Source organism: Corallococcus caeni (assembly GCF_036245865.1).
In the GTDB taxonomy this organism is placed as follows: Bacteria; Myxococcota; Myxococcia; order Myxococcales; family Myxococcaceae; genus Corallococcus; species Corallococcus caeni.
Genome location: NZ_BTTW01000002.1, coordinates 780391 through 800159, shown reverse-complemented (window position 1 = coordinate 800159; position 19769 = coordinate 780391). Strand labels below are relative to the sequence as shown.

General features: G+C 69.4%; 12 protein-coding genes. 7 read left to right on the top strand and 5 right to left on the bottom strand.

Annotation, left to right across the window (positions count from 1 at the left end; all coding sequences use genetic code 11):
* Positions 1 to 18: 18 nt before the first annotated feature.
* Positions 19 to 3201, bottom strand: a complete 3183-nt coding sequence (locus AABA78_RS11385; protein ID WP_338262982.1) for a beta strand repeat-containing protein — start codon at positions 3199 to 3201, stop codon at positions 19 to 21.
* Between the two features lie 377 nt (positions 3202 to 3578).
* Between AABA78_RS11385 and AABA78_RS11380 the strand changes: the two genes are divergently transcribed.
* Positions 3579 to 4367: an endonuclease/exonuclease/phosphatase family protein gene (locus AABA78_RS11380; RefSeq protein ID WP_338262981.1), complete on the top strand. Its 789-nt coding sequence runs from the start codon at positions 3579 to 3581 to the stop codon at positions 4365 to 4367.
* Between the two features lie 59 nt (positions 4368 to 4426).
* Here the strand turns inward: AABA78_RS11380 and AABA78_RS11375 are convergent, their stop codons facing one another.
* From AABA78_RS11375 to AABA78_RS11365, 3 genes are read right to left on the bottom strand one after another with little or no spacing between them, the layout of a single operon-like run.
* Positions 4427 to 4954 (bottom strand): hypothetical protein, encoded by a 528-nt coding sequence (locus AABA78_RS11375; protein WP_338262980.1) that lies wholly within the window; start codon positions 4952 to 4954, stop codon positions 4427 to 4429.
* Between the two features lie 51 nt (positions 4955 to 5005).
* Positions 5006 to 5989, bottom strand: a complete 984-nt coding sequence (locus tag AABA78_RS11370; protein WP_338262979.1) for a HEAT repeat domain-containing protein — start codon at positions 5987 to 5989, stop codon at positions 5006 to 5008.
* Between the two features lie 11 nt (positions 5990 to 6000).
* Positions 6001 to 7149, bottom strand: a complete 1149-nt coding sequence (locus AABA78_RS11365) for a hypothetical protein (protein ID WP_338262978.1) — start codon at positions 7147 to 7149, stop codon at positions 6001 to 6003.
* 513 nt (positions 7150 to 7662) lie between these two features.
* Here AABA78_RS11365 and AABA78_RS11360 point away from each other — a divergent pair.
* From AABA78_RS11360 to AABA78_RS11335, 6 genes are all read left to right on the top strand, one after another.
* Positions 7663 to 10698 (top strand): serine/threonine-protein kinase, encoded by a 3036-nt coding sequence (locus AABA78_RS11360; protein WP_338262976.1) that lies wholly within the window; start codon positions 7663 to 7665, stop codon positions 10696 to 10698.
* A 20-nt stretch (positions 10699 to 10718) separates the two neighbouring features.
* Positions 10719 to 12032: a peptidase associated/transthyretin-like domain-containing protein gene (locus tag AABA78_RS11355; protein WP_338262975.1), complete on the top strand. Its 1314-nt coding sequence runs from the start codon at positions 10719 to 10721 to the stop codon at positions 12030 to 12032.
* 10 nt (positions 12033 to 12042) lie between these two features.
* A complete protein-coding gene (locus AABA78_RS11350; RefSeq protein WP_338262974.1) occupies positions 12043 to 14703 on the top strand; it encodes a DUF4215 domain-containing protein in 2661 nt (886 codons plus the stop codon).
* A gap of 173 nt (positions 14704 to 14876) precedes the next feature.
* Positions 14877 to 17309, top strand: coding sequence for an alpha-amylase family glycosyl hydrolase (locus AABA78_RS11345; RefSeq protein WP_338262973.1), 2433 nt, complete (start codon positions 14877 to 14879; stop codon positions 17307 to 17309).
* A gap of 65 nt (positions 17310 to 17374) precedes the next feature.
* Positions 17375 to 18037: a pentapeptide repeat-containing protein gene (locus tag AABA78_RS11340; RefSeq protein ID WP_338262972.1), complete on the top strand. Its 663-nt coding sequence runs from the start codon at positions 17375 to 17377 to the stop codon at positions 18035 to 18037.
* The gene (locus tag AABA78_RS11335) at positions 18034 to 18552 is read left to right on the top strand and encodes a hypothetical protein (protein ID WP_338262971.1); all 519 of its coding nucleotides are present in this window, start codon (positions 18034 to 18036) and stop codon (positions 18550 to 18552) included. The genes AABA78_RS11340 and AABA78_RS11335 overlap by 4 nt, the downstream gene beginning before the upstream one ends.
* Before the next feature lie 76 nt (positions 18553 to 18628).
* On the opposite strand, the gene AABA78_RS11330 is transcribed toward AABA78_RS11335, so the two are convergent.
* Positions 18629 to 19600 carry a protein NO VEIN domain-containing protein gene (locus tag AABA78_RS11330; RefSeq protein ID WP_338262969.1) on the bottom strand — a complete coding sequence of 324 codons (972 nt, stop codon included), beginning with the start codon at positions 19598 to 19600 and terminating at the stop codon, positions 18629 to 18631.
* Positions 19601 to 19769: the final 169 nt, after the last annotated feature.

The following is a 19769-nucleotide window of genomic DNA, read 5'->3' as shown; positions in this document are numbered from 1 at the left end:
GGCCGAGAGGGAACGGGACTACGGAACGACGTACAGGTCGCCGTTCGTCTGGGTGATGGCGCCGCCCACGACGTTGTAGACGTCGAAGAGGTCGGCGCTCTTGAAGCTGGCGCCCGCCGGCACCGGGGCCAGGAGCGGCGACGTCGTCAGCTGCGACTGCGTGGTGCTGACGAAGGTGTTGCCGTTGACCGTGACCAGGTTGTCCGCGGGCAGCGTGCCGCTGTTCACGCTGGTGTCAGGCCGCAGCCACATGCCGGCGAGCAGCTGGTTGAACGCGGCCGAGCTGTGGAGCGGCGTGCTGGTGATGTTCACGCTGAGCGCCGTGTCACCGGCGTTGGCCGCGCTGCTGACCGTGCCCGCGACGGAGACGAACGGGGTGTAGCCGCCCGTGGCGTAGTGCGTCTGGTTGAAGTTGTTGATGAGCAACTGGCCGTACGCCACGCCGCTGTGCTTGAGGAACACCGTGCCCGCGCCGCCGTCGGTGTACGTGGCGTTGATGCCGGTGCCGCCGCGCGCCTGGAGCTGCGCGCTGGTCGTGGGGTACGGGTAGCTCACGGCCCCGACGAAGCTGGACGCGTCCCCCGTGCTCACCAGCGCGATGCGGCCACCACCGCCCGCGCGCGTGGAGCCGACCGAGCTGGAGTTATAGGCATTCGCCCCATTGGCGGTGAGGGTGCCGTTCCAGCCCGTGGTGTCGAAGCCCCCGCAGCGCAGGGAGATGGAACCTCCCGCCGCGCCGTACTGGGAGCCCGTGGTCACCGCCCCCGCCTTGATGAGGGAGGTCCCGCCCAGCGTGCAGACGCCAGCGGCATTGAGCCGGAAGACACCGCCGCCGGGGCTCCGGAAGCCCAGGTACGACGGCGAACCGCCAACGGTCGTCGCGCCGCCGCCCGGATACCGCGGGTCGCGGTAGTCGTCGTAGACCATGCCCCGCACCGCGCCAGCCGCGTATCCGCCACCGACGCCACCGTGACCCGCGCCGTAGCCGCCCGCCGGACTGGCCGCGCTCGCGGGGCCCGTCGCGCCAAAGCCCCAGAGGGTCGACGGCGCGCCCTGGGCATCCATCGACACCGGGTAGCCCAGCCCCGCGACGTCGACGGCACCTCCCGTGAGGCTGAAGGTCTGCGCGAGCGTCATGTCCAGGCTGGACACCTGCGCGACGGCCGGCGAGAGCCTGAACAGCGGCAGGTAGTGCTTCAGGGTGCCCGCCGTCTGCGTGTAGCGCGCCGCCTTGAGCGAGTTGGTGACCAGCGTGCCGCCGCTCACTGTCACGTCACCGGACGCGACGATGGCGGGCACCGTGATGGAGCCCGCGGACACGGTCACGTTGTCCGCGACGAGCGTGCCGCCCCCCAGGGCGGGCAGGGCCTGCGTGGCCTGCACGACGTTCACCGCGCCGCCCGCGTACTCGATGCGGCCCGTCCTGCCGCTCGTCGTGTCGAAGAGCACCAGGCCGTTCACGGTCATCGTGGCCGCGCCGGAGCCCGTCGTGTTGCCGGACAGCACGAGGATGTCGCCGTTGGTCTCCAGCATCGCGTTGCCGAGCACGTCCAGGTGGTCCAGCACGTCCACGCTGCGGAAGAACGCGCCGGCCGCGACGTCGGAGGGCACGGCGCTCGTCGTCAGGTTGCCCGCCGCGTTGGTGGTGACGCTCACCAGGTTGGACGGGTCCAGCAGCGCCCCACCCACGGCGGTGATGTCCGGCCGCAGCCAGCCGCCCGCGAACACACCGTTGTAGACGGAGGAGGACGACGGGGTCGTGTTCTGGGTGAGCGCGGGGTTGTAGTTCAGCGGCGCGCCCGCGTTCTCGTAGTAGGTCGCGTTGAACATCGTGCTCGCGACGGAGACGGGGATGGCGGTGGCGCCCGCGGTGACGTTCGCCGTGACGGTGCCGGCCAGCGCGGGGAGCCGGGTGGTGCCCTCGTTCTGGTAATGCGCGGGCGAGTTGTTCGCGATGACGAGGTCGCCGTACGTCAGGCCGCTGTGCTTCAGGTAGACCGTGCCCGCGCCACCGGCGCCCACCACGTAGCTGGAGTTGGCCGGCGCGCCGCCGAAGGCGTGGACCCGGGCCGTGAGATTCACGGGCGGGTAGCTCACCGCGCCCGTCAGCGTCGCCGCGTCACCGGTGCTGACCAGCGCGATGCGGCCACCGCCGCCCGCGCCCAGCGGGACGGAGGAGTTGCCCGCGCCCTGGCCTCCGTCCGCGCTGATGCTCCCCGTCCAGCCCGTGGTGATGATGCCTCCGCACCGGAGGTTGATGGAGCCTCCCGCGGCGTTGAACGAAGCAGACGCGGCGAGGGTGGCGCTCCCCGCCAGCACGCAGGGTCCCGCGGACGTGATGCGCACCACCCCGCCCCCGTGGGAGCCCGAATAGGTGTCATTGGTAGCACCGGGGTACTTCGGGTCGCGGTAGTCGCCATAGGTCGTGCCCGCGTTGCCCGCCTGGTTGTTGTTGGCCTGCGAGATGTTCATCCGGTAGTTGCCGGAGCCCATGCCGCCGTGGCTCGCGCCGTACAGCTTGCTGGTGCCCGCGAGCGACGCCGAAGGCACGCCATTGGGACCGAAGCTGACCAGGCCGTTGCCGCTGCAGGAGCCATTGGCGAAGCAGGTCATGCCGTAGCCCTTGTTGGTGGTGTTGACGGCGCCACCCAGCAGGTTCCACGAGCCCGTGAGCACGTCCAGCTTGAACATGGCGGCGTTGGTGGCCTGGAGGTGCGTCACCGTGCCGCCCGTGATGAAGACGTCGCCGAAGGTCTGCCCCACCGTGCTGGCGTCGAAGGTGACGGTGCCTCCGGTGATGTAGAGGTTCCGGCCGCCCGCATGGCCGGACGTGATCGTCACGTTGCCCGTGGTCACGGTGGTGCCGCACGGAGCGGTGCACCCCGCGCCGCCATCGAACAGCGCGGAGTCGAACGTGACGGCCGCCGTGTCCGGCAGCGTCGTGGTGCCGCTCCCATCCGTGACGGTGGCGGAGAACGTCGTGGGCACGCTCAGCGGCGTGGAGCTCCGCGCGGTGACGACATAGCTCCCCGCACCGGAGTCCACCGCCGTCAGACACGTCGCGCCCGGCGCGTTCACGGTGCAGGCGGAGGTCCCCGTGCCGCCCAGCGTGATGGCCGCGTCACTGCTCAGCAGCTCGACGTGAAGTCCCGCCCCCAGCGGATCTCCGTTCGCGTCGCGCGGCGTGACGGTGAGGGTCACATAGGCCAGCCCATCCGAGGGGGCATTGATTGCGGATGCAAGCAATTGCGGCCGCGGTGAAGTCAGACCCGCGCGCGAGGTCGCGGGCGTCCCACCCTCCTCCACCGGAGGAGGGGAACAACTGATCAATGCCGCGAGCACGAGCCAACCGGCTCGCGGACCTGCGAATGGCAGACGCATGGGGGAATCTCCCTTTGAGTTGGAACAGCGGCCGGCCGGCAACGCTTCAGCCCGGGCCGCTGGATGTCCGTATGCTTCAGCGGGGCTGTGTGAAGAAAGGAGTTACTGGAAACATTCCTGACGTAATCGTGTTTTCCTTGACCTGACTGAAAACCCCGGAGACGCTGGAGCCTCCCCGTTCAAGAGGAGCCACGAACATGAGCCCCCGTCCCGCGCCGTTGATGCAACGAATTGCAACCTTCGTGGTGATGGCCGCCTCTGGCGTGGCGCTCGCCAGCGTCCAGTCCGCCGCGCCGGCGGCGACGGTGGCTTCGGAGAGCCTGCGCGTGGTGACGGCGAACCTGGCCTTCCGGGGCCCGGACGCGGTCCGCCAGGACTGGCAGGTCATCGGGCCGGAGGCGGACATCGTGTTCGTGCAGGAGGCGAAGAACGTCCGGCTGCGCGACATCCTGGGGGACGGCTGGGCGGTGCGTCAGGACACGTCGTCGGACGACCGGCAGGGCAGCGCCGTGGTCATCCGCAAGTCGGCGGTGAAGAGCATCGACGACCTGGTGCTGGTGAAGGGCACGGATGCCAGCAATTGCGGCACGCAGGGTGATGGCATCATGACCCGGTGGATTGCCCGGGTGGACGTCCAGCTGAACAACGGCCGGTGGATCCGCGCCGCGTCGCTGCACATGCCCCCGGAGCGCTGCCAGGACGGCCCGGGCAGCCCCTACGCGGTCATGGCGGACAACGTCGTGGCGTTCGCGAAGCGCAGCGACCGGATGCTCGTGCTGGGCGCGGACTGGAACAAGGTGGTGGATGACGACCCGAACGAGATTGGCGCGCGCACGGGCCTGAAGCCGCGCGGGCCGGACTCCGGGCTGCGCATCGACGGCTTCTACATCGCGGCCGCCATGAGCAGCGCCAACCTGCACCACCTGGCCCAGACGGGCAGCGACCACCGGCCGGTCCAGGCGACCGTCGCGGTGCCCGCGCCGTAGCGCTCAACCCCACGGGAGGCGGAGTCCCCACGACTCCGCCTCCGGCGGGCACCGCGTGACTACTCCAGCACGCCGACGGTCTCCGAGCGGTCCACGGCCTCACCCTTGGTGGTGTAGCCGCTGTACCAGCCCGTCAGGTTGCTGCCGGACAGGTCATACTGCATGTGGACGTGGGGACCCGTGGCGTTGCCCGTACCGCCCTCGTTGCCGACCTGGCAGCGGTTGCACGTGCGGTCAAACGAGTCCGACGTCTTGATGAAGTGCCACAGGCGGAACGTCTTGCCGTTGGAGAACGTGTGCTTCGCCTCGTTCTGCGTGCCGCTGCCCGTGCCGTTGCAGTAGACGCCGGAGGTGCGGATGGTGACGTTCCAGGACAGGGACGCCATCACGCCCGTCTCCACGCCCCAGTAGTTGCAACGGCCGCTGGAGATGTCCACCGCGCCGTGGAACGTGCCGCTGGAGTAGTACGTCGTCGCCGTCACCGTGCCCGGGAAGGGCGACTTCACGGTGTACGAGTACGCAGCCGCGACGGAGGGAATCGCGAGGGCCAGGATGGCCGCGAGGGCCGTCTTCTTCATGAGACGCATCGGGGGTGTTCCTTTCGGGCCGGTGAGTCCGGCCCCATGTGAGGGTGCCGCTCAACGGACCTGTTGCAGCCGCTGCTTCTCTCTCAGGAGCAGGCCCCACTCCTGAACGCCTGATTCCAATGCGCGGATCCACGCGTCGATCTCCGGCGCCATGCCGGGGTCCACGCTCCGCAGCTTGCGCAGCTCCGGCACGGCGTCCGCGAAGCCCAGCTCCGCGATGCCCTGCACCAGCGCCTTGCGCACCCCCGCATCCCGCTCTCCCCGGTACATGCCCACCAGGGCTTCACGCGCGGGCCCCATCTGCGCCGCCGGCACACCGCCCAGCGCGAGCGCCGCCGAACGCCGCACGTCCGCGCTCTCGTGGCCCAGCATCCCGAGCAGCTTCTGCCCCGCCTCCGGCCCCAGCTTGCGCGTGTCCAGGGACTCCAGAATCTTCGCCGTCACCTTCGGATCCGTGGACGCCGTCGCCGCGTTGACGGCCGTGTCCGTGGCCGGACCGTGGTAGCCGGAGTAGACGTACTGGTTGTCTTCAATGAGGTTTGTCGCCGCCTCCATGCGGACCTCCGGCGAGCCGTCCCGCATGAGCCGCTCGTACATGTCCCCCGTCTTCTCCAGGGCGCCGGTGCGGCGCATGGCGCGCACGGTGGCGGCGCGGACGGACGGGTCGCGGTCCTCCAGCGCGCGGCGGGCCACGGCCTGGATGGCGTCCTTCTCCGCCTCGCGCTCGCTGCGCGACACCAGCGCCGCGGCCAGCTGCTCCACCATCGCGGGGTCGGTCTCCCGGTCGAACGCCGCGCGCAGCTCCCCGGAGGGCAGCGAGACCGCGGCCTCGCGCAGCACGGCGTTCAGGTAGTCGCGGTAGGCCTTGGAGCTGGAGCCCAATCCCTGACGGAGCTGATCCATCAATCCCTCGACGGAGCAGCTCTCCCCCTTCAGCGCGGGCTTCGCGGCGGGGGACGTGGACCACGCGGGGGAGGACGCCAGCATCAGCGCCAGGCCACCGAGCGCGCGAAGACCTTGGGGGAAGCGGGGCATGCGGAGGGCTCCTACTGGTGGCGGTCCATGCAGCCGAAGGGGTTCTGGTCCGGCAGCTCGTTCCAGACGCGGATGAAGTCGACGTTGCCCTGCGCGTAGAGCATCTCGAAGATGCCGTAGAGCGGCTGGAAGCGAGGGTCCACGGTCGCCATCCGCGCCATGACGGGCAGCGCGTCCCGGCCCGCGACGCGCGCGGAGAAGCGGAACAGCGCCCAGCGCACGCACACGGACTGCTCGCGGTTGAAGGAGTCCGTGAACAGCTTCAGCACGCGCTCCTTGTCGGAGGACATGGCCAGCACCTGCGCCGCCGCGTCGCGGCCGTCCTCGTTGCCCTCGCTCTGAAGGATGCGCGCGAAGCGGTCCGTGGTCTTCGCGTCCAGCACGGGCGAGGTGTGCAGCGGCGCCGTCTGGGCCAGGTGGCGGATCTGCTCGTCCGGTGAATCGGTGGCGATGGTGATGAGCCGGTCGAGGTAGGGCGACGCGTCGCCCAGGTTCTCCGACTCGCGCGTCATCACGCGGCCCAGGGTGCGGGTGGCGGCCCAGCCGGCCTCGGCGGACGCGGGGTCACGCGCGAACTCCGCCATCCGGTCCATCGCGTCCGGCGTCAGGCGCTTCTGCGAGTCGAGCGCGGAGAGCATGCCCGCGCGCCGCTCCAGGGGCAGCCCCTTGTCCAGCCCCGCCTCCAAGAGCCGCGCGGCGACCTGCGGCCGCTGCACCGCGTCCGACTCGCGCAGGCCCGACAGCAGCACCTTGAACTCCGCGCCCTGCGCGTCCCGGGCCCAGTCCACCACCTGCCCCGCCTTCCCCGCGTCGTCGCCAATCAGCTCCGCGAGCTTCGACTTCAGGTAGTCGCGGACCAGCGGGTCCTTCGACGCGAGCAGCGGCGCGGCCCAGTCCCGGAAGGTCTCCATCGTCACGCCGTCGTTGAAGCGCGCCAGCTCCGGGAAGCACGTCTGGTCGGAGAAGCGGCGCTCCGCGGCCTCCGCCTCCTCCACGCCGGAGGACGCCTTCCCCGCGCCACCGCCACCACCATGCGAGCCCCCGGCCTGGGTGGGTTTCGCGGGAGCGGCCGTCGTGGAGGGCGCCTGTGCGGCATCACCGCCGCGCCACAGCAGCCCCACGGCGGCCACCACGACCACCAGGCCTGCTCCCACCAGCACCCGGGTGACACCTCGTCCACGCGAAGGACCGGGAGCGGAAGTCTGGGTCGGAACGGGAGGAACCATGGGAATCCAAATAACCATGGATTCCTTGTTTCAATCAAGCAAAACAGATTGATTGGATTTTTACTGGAACAGGGGGATTTTCCCTCTGACGGCTCCCTCCATTGACCATGCGCGTCATTGGAACAATTCCGCCGTTATGGAAAGTCGCCACGGTGTGACGCGCTCCGCGGGGCCGTCAGGCGCGGCCGCGTCAATGACTCTCCGTATGCGCGGAGCACGCCTGTCACACATTGTTGAACCATCCGCCCGTCTGCCTTCCTGCTTCCCAAGGTCAAAACAGACACGCCTCGTGGGGAATGCCGTGAAGTGTCCGCGCTCCAGTGTCCGTGTATGATTTCGCTCCGTGGTGGCAGGGCCGGGGGGCTGTACCCAGCGCACGGATGCACCGGGCAAATCCGCCCGGGTCGCTCCATGGCTGTGAATGCGTCGCGGGAAAAGTGGCCGGACATGATGAAGAACGAAGCAGGTGCCGCGCGGCGGAGTCCCTCCGCGGTGGGCGTGACGGGTGTGTCCTCGGACCTGACGGACCGGACACAGGCCGCGGACGTGGAGTCGCTCTTCGGAGCGGCGCCCGCGCCCGTGGAGCCGCCGTCGCGCGCGTCCAACACGGGGTCCTCGTCCACCTGGGACGGGCCGTCGCGTCCCGTCACCGGCTCGGGCACGGGTGACACCGGCAACGACACCGGGCCCTCCATCCAGGGCCACGCGCTGCGCCCGGGCATGCGCCTGCAGCACTACGAGCTCATCCGCGAGCTGGGCTCCGGCGGCATGGGCACGGTGTTCCTCGCACGCGACGTGCGGCTGGGACGCCGGGTGGCCATCAAGTTCCTGCACAGCGAGGACGCCGACATCACCCGGCGCTTCATCCTGGAGGCGCGCGCCACCGCGCGGTGCAGCCATGAGAACATCGTCATCATCTACGAGGTCGGCGAGTTCCCCGGCGGCCCCTTCATGGTGCTGGAGTACCTCCAGGGCAAGCCGCTGACGAAGGTGCTGGGCAACCAGCGCCTGCCGCCCGCGCGCGCGGTGGAGCTGATGGTGCCGGTGGTGAGGGCGCTGGAGTGCGCCCACGAGCAGGGCATCGTCCACCGCGACCTCAAGCCGGAGAACATCGTCGTGACGGACTCGGGCGCCATCAAGGTGCTCGACTTCGGCATCGCCAAGGTGCTCCAGGGCGACGAACCCGTGGAGGCCCCCACGGGCGGTCCCCAGGCCCAGCCGCGCCTGCACTCGGTGGAGGGCATGGGCGAGGACGTGTCCAACCTCACCCGCAAGGGCGCCATCATGGGCACCATGGCCTTCATGTCCCCGGAGCAGTGGGGCATCGGGGTGGCCGTGGACAACCGCACGGACATCTGGGCCGTGGGGTTGATGCTGTTCCGCATGCTCGCCGGCAAGCACCCGTTGGATCCGCTGCGCGGTCCGCAGCTGATGGTGACGGGCATGCTGGATGAACCGATGCCGCTCTTGAAGAGCATGGCGCCGGACGTCCCGCAGGAGCTGGCGGCCGTCGTGGACCGCTGCCTGCTCAAGCGCAAGGAGGACCGCTTCCCGGACGCGGCCTCGCTGCTGCGCGCGCTGGAGCCCTTCCTCCCCGGGCGCATGAGCCGCGAGCTGCGCGTGGACGAGAGCCCCTACGCGGGCCTCAGCTCCTTCCAGGAGGCGGACGCGGACCGCTTCTTCGGCCGCACCCGGGAAATCGCCGCGCTGGTGAACCGCATCAACGACCGGCCGCTGCTGGCCGTGGTGGGCCCGTCCGGCACGGGCAAGTCGTCGTTCGTGCGCGCGGGCCTGGTGCCCGTGCTCAAGCGCTCCGGCACGCCGTGGGAGGCGCTCGTCATCCGCCCCGGGCGCAACCCCCTGTCGGCGCTGGCCAGCATCGTCGCGCCGCTGATGAGCTCCTCCACCACCATCGAGGACGACCTCCAGGAGCAGCAGCGGCTGGTGGAGCGGCTGCGCGCGGAGCCCGGCTACGTGGGCAACGTGCTGCGCAGCCGCGCGCGGCGGGAGCGCCGGCGCATCCTCCTCTTCATCGACCAGTTCGAGGAGCTGTACACGCTGGTGCCGGACGCGCAGGAGCGGCTGGCCTTCACCGCGTGCCTGTCCGGCATCGCGGACGACGCGACCACGCCCATCCGCGTCATCCTCTCCATCCGTTCGGACTTCCTGGACCGGGTGCCGGAGGACGAGCGCTTCATGGCGGAGCTCAGCCAGGGGCTCTACTTCCTCACCGCGCCCGCCCGCGAGGGCCTGAAGGACGCGCTGGTGCAGCCGGCGGAGCGCGCGGGCTACCAGTTCGAGAGCCCCGCGATGGTGGCCAGCATGCTGGAGCACCTGGACGCCAGCCAGGGCGCGCTGCCGCTGCTCCAGTTCGCCGCCACCCAGCTGTGGGAGGCACGCGACGTCACGAACCGGCTGCTCACGGAGAGCGCCTACCAGGCCATGGGCGGCATCGCGGGCGCGCTGGCCAGCCACGCGGACAGCGTGCTGGAGAGCCTGTCCCCGCAGGAGCGCACCCTGGTGCGCGCCCTCTTCCTGCGGCTGGTCACCCCGGAGCGCACGCGCGCCATCGTGTCCCTGGACGAGCTGCGCGAGCTGACGAAGGACACCGGCGAGATGCAGCGCCTCATCGACCACCTGGTGCAGGCGCGCCTGCTGGTGGTGCAGACCGGCGGCGGCGCCACGGGCGCGACGGTGGAGATCGTCCACGAGTCGCTCCTGCACAGCTGGCCCACGCTGCGGCGCTGGCTGGACGAGGGCCAGGAGGACTCCGCGTTCCTGGAGCAGCTGCGCAACGCGGCCCGGCAGTGGCAGGGCAAGAACTTCGACGCGCACCTCCTGTGGCGCGGTGAGCTGGTGGAGGAGGCCCAGCGCTTCCAGCGGCGCTACCGGGGAGAGCTGCCCCGGTTGCAGCAGGACTTCCTCACGGCGGTGTTCGCGCAGGAGAAGAAGGGGCGCCGGCTGAAGCGGGCGCTGCTCATCGGCAGCGCGACGTTCCTGGGACTCCTGGTGGTGGCGGCGGTGGTGGCGCTCGTCGTCATCCGCAACGCGCAGCAGGAGGCCGAGAAGCAGGCCCAGGCGGCGACGGCGGCCGAAATCATCGCGCGCGCCGCGGAGTCCAACGCCCGCGGCGCGGAGGCCGAGGCCAAGCAGCGGCTGGCCGAAGTGCAGGCCAAGGAGCTGGAGCGCCAGAAGGCGCAGCAGGAGGCGGAGGCGGCCAACGCGCAGGTGGCGCTGGCCAACCAGGAGCTGCTCAGCAAGAACGACGAACTGGTGTCCGCGCTCCAGCGCGCCCAGGAGGCGCAGCTGCGCGCCCGCTTCGCCAAGAAGCGCGCCGAGGAGAGCGCCGACTCCGCCCGCGACGCCCGCGAGGAAGCCCTCCGCGCGGCGGAAGAGCTCTCCACGTTGCTCAAGCGGGAGAAGGAGCGCGTCTCCCGCCTGCAATCCCAGTTGGGCAGTCCGGTCATCGAGGTCCTGAAGTGAGAAGCAACGTGAACAGGCTGATGAGCAGGTCCGCGGTCGTGTTGTCGGTGCTGCTGGCGCTGGAGACCGTGCCCGCGTGGGCGCAGGAGCCGGCGCCACGCACGGGCACGACGAAGACGTCCCGGGGCGCGCGGAAGACGGGCGTGAAGACGCCGGGCACCGCGAAGAAGTCCACCACGGCGAAGAAGTCCACGTCGCCGAAGGCCGCGGGCGCGACGAAGCTGTCCGGCACCGCGTCGAAGCGCCGGCGCAAGCCCGCCGCCGAGGCCGCGCAGGTGCCCGCCGCGGCGCCCACGGACGCGCCCCTCTCCGAGTCCCTTCCCCTGCCCCCGCCCCCCGCGCCGAAGGCCCAGGAGGAGCAGGCCAGCGACACGCTGGAGGGCTCGCTGGCGGGCTCGACCGGCTCGACCGGCTCGACCGGCTCGGAGGAGCGCCCCTGGGCGAAGGGCATCTCCAAGACGGACCAGGACGCGTCGCTCGCGCTGTTCGGTGAAGGCAACGCGCTCTTGAAGGAGTCCATCTTCGTGCAGGCCGTGGAGAAGTACCGCCAGGCGCTGGCGCGCTGGGACCACCCGGCCATCCACTACAACCTCGCGCTGGCGCTGATGAACCTGGACCAGCCCGTGGAGGTGCACGAGCACCTGGTGGCGGCGCTGCGCTTCGGGCCGGCGCCGCTGGAGAAGGAGAAGTTCGAGTACGCCCGCAACTACAAGACGCTGGTGGAGAAGCAGCTCGCGCGGGTGGACATCACCTGCGCCACGCCCGGCGCCACGGTGACGATGGACGGCCAGCCGCTGTTCGTGGCCCCCGGCCGCTTCGAAGGGCTGGTGCGCCCCGGCGCGCACAGCATCGTCGCGACGATGACGGGCTTCGTGCCCAGCGACCAGAGCCGCACGCTCCTGCCCGGTGAGACGACGACGCTGGACTTGAAGCTCTTCACCTCCGACGACCTCATCCGCTACAAGCGCCGCTGGTCCGCCGCGATGCCCTGGCTGGTGATGGGCGCGGGCGTGGCCGTGGCGGGCGGCAGCGCCTTCCTCCACCTCCAGTCCCGCGACCACTTCCGCGCCTTCGAGTCGGGCATCGCCGAATGCGGGGGCTGCGTGCCGCCCACCGCCGTCGCCGACGAGCGCTCCCAGGGCAACCTGCTGCAGACCGGCGCCATCGCCGGGTACGCCGTGGGCGGCGCGGTGCTCGTCACCGGCGCGGTGCTCGCCGTCCTCAACCAACCCAAGCCGTACCGCATCGAACCGGGCCAGGAGGCGGCGACCGTGCAGGTCACGCCGCTCCTCGGCGCGGGTTCGGGCGGTGCCGTGGCCACGTTCCGCTTCTGAGGTCTTCCGCATGACACGCGTCCCCTCCTCCCCGCTCTCCGGCGGCTCCTCCGTGGCGCGCGCCCTGCTGCTCGTGGCCGCGCCGCTGCTGCTCCTCACCTCGTGCTTCCAGCCCACCACCGTGGACTGCGCCTCCGGGCTCGTCTGTCCGGAAGGCCTGAAGTGCGCCGCGTCCCAGGACGTCTGCATCTCCACGGACTGCGGCGACGGCGTCATCCAGGACACCGAGCAGTGTGACGACGGCAACGTCGTGGACGGCGACGGCTGTAGCCGCGACTGCCAGTCCAACGAGACGTGTGGCAACGACGTCGTGGACCTGGCCAGGGGCGAGAAGTGCGACGACGGAAACACCGTCGACGGCGACGGGTGCAGCGCGGACTGCCTGTCCAACGAACTGTGCGGCAACGGCGTCGTCGACACGGCCGTGGGCGAGAAGTGCGACGACCGCAACAACACCTCCGGCGACGGGTGCAGCGCGGACTGCCTGTCCACCGAGGTCTGCGGCAACAAGTACACCGACCCCTCGAAGGAGGAGCGCTGCGACGACGGCAACACCGTCAGCGGCGACGGGTGCAGCGCGGACTGCCGCTCCCAGGAGAGCTGTGGCAACCGCTACGTGGACACGGCCAAGGGCGAGAAGTGCGACGACGGCAACAACTCCAATGGCGACGGGTGCAGCTCCGACTGCAAGTCCGACGAGACCTGCGGCAACGGCGTCCTCGACACCATCAAGGGGGAGATCTGCGACGACGGCAACAACGTCAGCGAGGACGGGTGCAGCGCGGACTGCCGCTCGGCGGAAGGCTGCGGCAACGGCGTCCGCGACGGCGAGGAGCAGTGCGACGACAAGGGTGAGTCCGCGACCTGCAACCTCAACTGCACCGTGCGCGTCTGCGGCGACGGCATCGTGAACCGGACCGCGGGCGAGCTGTGCGACGACAAGGGCGAGTCCGCCTTCTGCAACGCCAACTGCACGCTGCGCGCCTGTGGCGACGGCGTGGTGAACACGTCGGCCGGCGAGCAGTGCGACAACCCCGGCCCCGCCAACAGCCCCACCTGCGACGCGGACTGCTCCATCGCCTTCTGCGGCGACGGCTTCACCAACACGACGCGCGGCGAGCTGTGCGACACGGCGGGCAACTCCCGCACCTGCAACGCGGACTGCACGCCCGCGGCCTGCGGCGACCGGTTCCTCAACACCGCGGCGGGCGAGCAGTGCGACGACGGGCCCAACTCCGCCATCTGCGACGTCGACTGCACCCCCACGGCCTGCGGCGACGGCGTCACCAACACGGCGGCGAAGGAGCAGTGTGACGACGGCAACACGAACGACGACGACGACTGCCTGGGCACCTGCAAGCCGAACGTCTGCGGCGACACCGTGGTCAACGTCAACGGCCCGGACCGCCCGGAGGCCTGCGACGACGGCAACACGAAGACGGAGACCGCGTGCGACTACGGCACCGCGAGCTGCCAGGCGTGCAGCGGCGACTGCAAGGCGGCGCTCGACCTGAAGGGCAACGTCTGCGGCGACCTGGTGAAGGACCCCACGAACGAGGCCTGCGATGACGGCAACACCGAGACGGAGGAGGCCTGCCCCTATGGCACCGCCAACTGCACGGTGTGCCGCTTCGACTGCAAGGAGAGCCTGCCGCGCAAGGGCAACACCTGCGGCGACGGCGTGAAGGACCCGGACCACGAGGTCTGCGACGACGGCAACACGAAGACGGAGACAGCGTGCGACTACGGCGTCGCGAGCTGCCAGAAGTGCAGCAACGACTGCCAGCAGATCCTCGAGCTCCAGGGCAACGTCTGCGGGGACAAGAAGCAGGACCCCAGCGCCGCGAACGAGGTCTGCGACGACGGCAACACCACCACGGAGACCTCCTGCCCCTATGGCACGGCGAGCTGCCAGGTGTGCCGCTTCGACTGCAAGGAGGTGCTGACGGCGCAGGGCAACGTCTGCGGCGACAACGTGAAGGACCCGGACCACGAGGCCTGCGACGACGGCAACACCACCACGGAGGGCGCCTGCCCCTACGGCACGGCGAGCTGCCAGAAGTGCAGCAAGGACTGCCAGGAGGTCCTGTCGCTCCAGGGCAACGTCTGCGGCGACGGCGTGAAGGACGCCAACAACGCGAACGAGGTCTGCGACGACGGCAACACCGCCACCTGCGGTTCGTGCAGCGCCAACTGCAAGACGAAGACGCTCCAGGCGGCGACGGGCATCATCACGGCCTCCTCCAGCGCGAACATGAACGACGGGGAGACGTTCACCATCAGCGACGGCATCACCACCATCACCTTCGAGGTGGACCGCGATGGAAAGCTCAAGAACGCCGACAACCAGCGGGTGCTCGTGGAGAACAACACGACCTCGACGCAGATCGCCCTCAACATCCGGGACGCCATCAACTCCGTGACGGAGCCCTTCGAAATCCAGGCGTCGGTCGCGACCAACAGCTCCAACGTGAACGTGACCCACAAGCTGCAGGGCACCATCGGCAACCAGGCGATGACGGAGAAGATCACCGCCAGCGCCTTCAAGGTGGTCGGCCTGAGTGGCGGCAGCGGCTACGACTGCACCGAGGGCATCCGGTGCGTGGGCAACGAGGACTGCGCTCGCGACCTGGTGTGTGGGGCCAGCAAGACCTGCGTCCCGGCGCCTTGACGCACCGGGCCATGTCCGGCGTTGTACGGGGGCGCGTGGAGGGGCGCGGGTGGGGGGACGTGCGGTTGACTTGACCGCCGTGGGGGTGGTGAACCGGACGGCCCCGGGCAGTCGCGGGCCCGGTGGCCTTGCAGCGGTCGTGACCCTCGCTTGCCGCGTCTGGAGCCACATCCATGATGACCCCTCCCCGTCGTCACCGCCGGAGCCCCTGGCTCACGCGGTGGCATCCCCTCGTCGCCGCGGGCTTCGCGTCGGTGCTGGTCTCCTGCGCCGCCTCCGAGACGCCTGACGAAGCCCCCGCCCCTGCCGCGCCCGCCGTGGAGGACACCGGGCAGAGCAAGCAGGAGCTGCTCACCTGGACGCTGGGCGCGAAGTACGACGCCACGCAGGCCAACATCGACTTCAACGTGTACTCGTCGCGCGCCACGCGCATCGAGGTGTGGATCTACAAGACGGCCCTGGGTGCGCAGGAGGTCGTGAAGTACGTGATGACGAAGAACGCGACGACCAACGTCTGGTCCAAGTCCGTCTCCGTCTCCACGCTGAAGAACACCTACGGCGTCACCGGCACCGTCTACTACGGCTACCGCGCGTGGGGCCCCAACTGGCCGTACGACGCCAGCTGGACCAAGACGAACAACGCGGCGGGCTTCATCGCGGACGTGGACACCTCGGGCAACCGCTTCAACCCGAACAAGCTCCTGTGGGACCCGTACGCGCTGGAGCTGTCGCACGACCCGGTGAACCCCAGCAACGCGGACGCCACGGTGTTCGCGTCCGGACCGACGCACCGCTACAAGGACAGCGGCCCGTACGCGCCCAAGAGCATCGTGCTTCCGCCGGACACCACGGCCACCGGCACCAAGCCCACGCGCGCCTTCAAGGACGACGTCGTCTATGAGGTGCACCTGCGCGGCCTGACGAAGCAGGACACCGGCTCCGGGCTGGATGCCGCCTGTCTGGGCACCTACAAGACCGCGGGCCAGAAGGCCGCGCAGCTGGCGGCGCTGGGCGTGACGGCGGTGGAGTTCCTTCCGCTGCACGAGACGGACAACGGCAACAACGACACGGTCGCGACCACCGCGGGCGACAACTACTGGGGTTACATGAACCTCAGCTACTTCGCGCCGGACCGCCGCTACGCGTGCGACCAGACGCCGGGCGGCCCCACGCGCGAGTTCAAGAGCATGGTGAAGGCGTTCCACGACGCCGGCATCAAGGTGCTGGTGGACGTGGTCTACAACCACACGGGCGAGGGCGGCGGCTGGGTGAGCGGCGATCCCAGCACGTACAACGTCATGTCGTACCGGGGCCTGGACAACCCCACGTACTACAGCCTCACGAAGGACATGAAGTTCAACTGGGACAACACGGGCGTGGGCGGCAACTTCAACACGCGCAACCCCACGGCCCGCAACGTCATCCTCCATTCGCTGTCGTACTGGAAGGACACGCTGGGCGTGGACGGCTTCCGGTTCGACCTGGCGTCGGTGCTGGGCAACATCTACGAGCACGAGACGGCCACGACTCCGGGCTACGAATACAACCGCGACGACCCGAACACGGCGCTCAATCAAATCACCACGCAGCTGGATCCGCGTCCGGAGGCGGGCGGCGCGGGCACGGACTTCATCGCGGAGCCGTGGGCCATTGGCGGCAACTCCTACCAGGTGGGCAACTTCCCGGCGAAGTGGCGCGAGTGGAACGGCGCGTTCCGCGACACCTTCCGCAAGGACCAGAACCAGTTGGGCGTGGAGAACGTGACGCCGGCGGACCTGGCCACGCGCTTCGCGGGCTCGTCGGACCTGTACTCGGATGACGGCCGCAAGCCGGCCGCGTCCGTGAACTTCATGGTGGCCCACGACGGCTTCACCCTGAAGGACCTGTACTCGTGCAACAGCAAGGACAACACCCAGGCGTGGCCCAAGGGGCCGTCCGACGGCGGCGAGGACAGCAACCACAGCTGGGACCAGGGCGGCAGCGCGACGCTCCAGCGGCAGGCGGCGCGCAACGGCCTGGCGTTCCTGATGCTGAGCGCGGGCGTGCCCATGCTGACGGGCGGCGACGAGTTCCTGCGCACGCAGTACTGCAACAACAACGCGTACAACCTGGACTCGAACGCGAACTGGCTGAACTACGCGTGGAGCGCGGACCAGTCCAACTTCCGCCTGTTCGCCAAGAACCTCATCGCGTTCCGCAAGGCGCACCCCGCGCTGCGTCCGGCGGAGTTCTACAAGACGAACGACAACAACGGGAACGTGATGGAGCAGCACCGCTGGTTCAAGCCGGACGGCTTCGTTCCGGACGCGACGTACTTCAACAGCGCGAGCAACCACGCGCTGGCCTACCGCATCGACGCGTCGGAGTTCTCCGGTGAGACGGTGGGCGCCATCTACGTCGCGTACAACGGCTGGTCCGCCGCCGTGAACTTCTCGCTGCCGTGGCCGGGCAATGGCAAGCAGTGGTACCGCGTGACGGACACCTGCTCGTGGAGCGAGAGCCTGGGCGTGGACCAGGTGCTGCTCAACCCGGTCACCGCGCTCGGCGGCGAGGCCACGAACTACAGCCTGTGCGGCCGCGGCGTGCTGGTGCTGGTGGCCAAGTAGCGTGAAGGCCGTGGAGGACCCGGCCCTTGTCGCCGGGTCCTTCGCGGGTCGGTATAACGCCGGGCATGGCCCAGGACGACAGCGCGGTGGTGAAGCGGCTCCAGCAGGAGGACTCCTTCGAGCGGGAGACGTTCGAGGGGTTGGACCTCCAGGGCGTCGACCTGGGCGACAAGGAGTTCTACCGGTGCACCTTCCTGAACTGCGAGCTGCAGGAGGGCCGGTGGAAGGACACGCTGCTGGAGGCGTGCGTGTTCCAGGGCTGCAACCTGACGCGCGCGAACTTCAACGCCATCCGGTTGCGGGACGTGCGCTTCGAGGGCTCGAAGCTGATGGGCATCGACTGGACGGGCGTGGCGGCGAACCCGGAGGTGAACTTCGAGGAGTGCGGCATGCCGTACAGCTCGTTCGTGGGGGTGGGCCTGCGCCAGACGTCCTTCGTGCGCTGCGTGGCGCGGGAGGCGAACTTCTTCGACATGGACCTGACGGACGCGGACTTCACCGGCGCGGACCTCACCGGCAGCAACTTCCGCGGCTGCACGCTGACCCGGACGGACTTCTCCGGCGCCACGGGCCTGGTGCTCGACCCCGCGCGCAACAAGCTGAAGGACACGCGCATCCCGCAGGACACCGCGATGTCCGTGGTGCATGAGTTGGGCATGCGCGTGGAGGGCTACCACGCGAAGCCGGCGGGGCGGGGGGCGGCGAAGAAGCCGGGAGCGAAGCGATGAGGGACGGCACGCCGTTTGACCCGGTCGCCGTCGCGCGGATCGCGGTGATGGTGAGGACGGGGCTGGTGGGGCTCCGGCAGCTCATTGCCTGGGCGGATGCCTGGGTGATGAAGCTGGATGCGCCGCCACTCTGGTTGCTGGAGCTGTGCACGGTGCCCGAGCTCGACAGGGCGCACGGATTGCTCCTGGACATGCCGGGCCTTCCGCGGTTGCTCACCGTCGAGGAGCGGGACGTGGAGGACGCGGACCACCTGGCGAGCCTGCTCCTTCGCCACCGTGACGGGTCCATCTCCTGGGGAGACTTCCTCCTGCGGGCAGGCGAGTACCTGGATGGCAAGGGCGGCCGCCGACAGTGCGAGGAGTTCTACATGCAGCTGAACCTGCTGGAGCGCATGGGCTTTCCGGAGGCCCTGGTGCAGGCCCAGCGCGAGGACATCGAGCGCGGCCTGCGGGAAGCGCTGGAGCGGATGGAGGCCGCGCATCGGCGGTTCGAAGCCGAAGCGCGCGGGGACTAATCCCCTTCAGCAAAATTGCCGAAGGGTGGGCGGGGAGGATGCCCAGAGAGAACGGAATTGGACTTGGTTCTCGCCCCTAACGCGGAGGGGTGTACCGAAAGTGAGTAGGGAGCAGATCCTCGTCATTCGGGGTCCACGCTTCGATCTTCCGAAACTGCCCGCCGTGTGCGGCCGGAGCGGTAGCCGACGACTCCACGCGGATCTTCGCCACGATGAAGAGGTCGGTGCGCCACCCGCTGCCCCGAGCGTTCTTCACCTCGGCGGCCGTAAGCTCAACGGCCCCGCCATCGCTGCGCGTCCCTTTCACCTCCACGCGCACTTCCTCTGCATCTCGGCGACATCGCAGGTCGAATGGTTGAGTGGAGGCAGTGTTTTCCACCTCGTAGCCGAGAGCCTCGTAGTGCTTTTGTGCGATGCGCATCGAGTGCTCCTCGATAGCACGACGAACCACTGGATCATCTTCGCGACCACCCGCTTTGCTGGGTTTCGGGGTTGGTGTGGCCAGTCCGCCACTCTTAGCCGGAAATCGCCATTCCCGCTCGACCTGTGCTCGTTGTCCTGCATCGAGAGCGATGATCGCAAGTAGCCGCTTTGCCTCCGCTTCCGATACCCGGGAGATAGTGCCCTGGGCAATCCGAGCCTTCTCCATGCCCGCGAGCACTGGATCCGATTTGAAGGCCTTGTACGGTAAAGGAACAGTGCGCATCCACCAGTCGAGGTCGAAGAAGGTGCCCTTGCCCTTGGGCATGCCTTTCCAGCGCTGCGCATATCCGTGAGAGGCGAGGCGTGCGAGGCCGACCACCGCCTTCTGGGACTCCGCTTGGTAGAGAAACACGAGGTCGCCGGGTTGGAACTCCTCCCGAATACGCTTGCGGCTTGAGGCTGATCCTACCCAGCGGTCGCCGCACATCTGCACCGCTACCTCACTGCCTGGCAGGGCAGCGAAGAGCTTCTCGAAGTTCCAGCCAGCTTCGTCGGAAGCCTGGAACATCCAAGCGCGGCGCCCGTCGGGGAAGCGATTGTAGCTCTCGGTGAACTTGCCGCCCATCAATGCCCTCGCTGCGGGTCTGGGCTCTAGCACCCGACCGGGAAGGAGCAGCATAGAGCAGCCCATGTAGGGGCAGGGTGGCGCGGTGAGGCTCGCGCCGACCGCCACTCCCGTTGACTAATCCCCCGTGAAGTAACGGAGTTCCTGCTGGGCATCACCCTCCCTCAAC

Bases quoted from the DNA above. Each gene is read 5' to 3' on its own strand.
- AABA78_RS11345 (WP_338262973.1), top strand. From the start codon at position 14,877: ATGATGACCCCTCCCCGTCGTCACCGCCGGAGCCCCTGGCTCACGCGG.
- AABA78_RS11370 (WP_338262979.1), bottom strand. From the start codon at position 5,989: ATGCCCCGCTTCCCCCAAGGTCTTCGCGCGCTCGGTGGCCTGGCGCTG.
- AABA78_RS11330 (WP_338262969.1), bottom strand. From the start codon at position 19,600: ATGGGCGGCAAGTTCACCGAGAGCTACAATCGCTTCCCCGACGGGCGC.
- AABA78_RS11375 (WP_338262980.1), bottom strand. From the start codon at position 4,954: ATGCGTCTCATGAAGAAGACGGCCCTCGCGGCCATCCTGGCCCTCGCG.
- AABA78_RS11350 (WP_338262974.1), top strand. From the start codon at position 12,043: ATGACACGCGTCCCCTCCTCCCCGCTCTCCGGCGGCTCCTCCGTGGCG.
- AABA78_RS11380 (WP_338262981.1), top strand. From the start codon at position 3,579: ATGAGCCCCCGTCCCGCGCCGTTGATGCAACGAATTGCAACCTTCGTG.
- AABA78_RS11355 (WP_338262975.1), top strand. From the start codon at position 10,719: ATGAGCAGGTCCGCGGTCGTGTTGTCGGTGCTGCTGGCGCTGGAGACC.
- AABA78_RS11340 (WP_338262972.1), top strand. From the start codon at position 17,375: ATGGCCCAGGACGACAGCGCGGTGGTGAAGCGGCTCCAGCAGGAGGAC.
- AABA78_RS11335 (WP_338262971.1), top strand. From the start codon at position 18,034: ATGAGGGACGGCACGCCGTTTGACCCGGTCGCCGTCGCGCGGATCGCG.
- AABA78_RS11360 (WP_338262976.1), top strand. From the start codon at position 7,663: ATGATGAAGAACGAAGCAGGTGCCGCGCGGCGGAGTCCCTCCGCGGTG.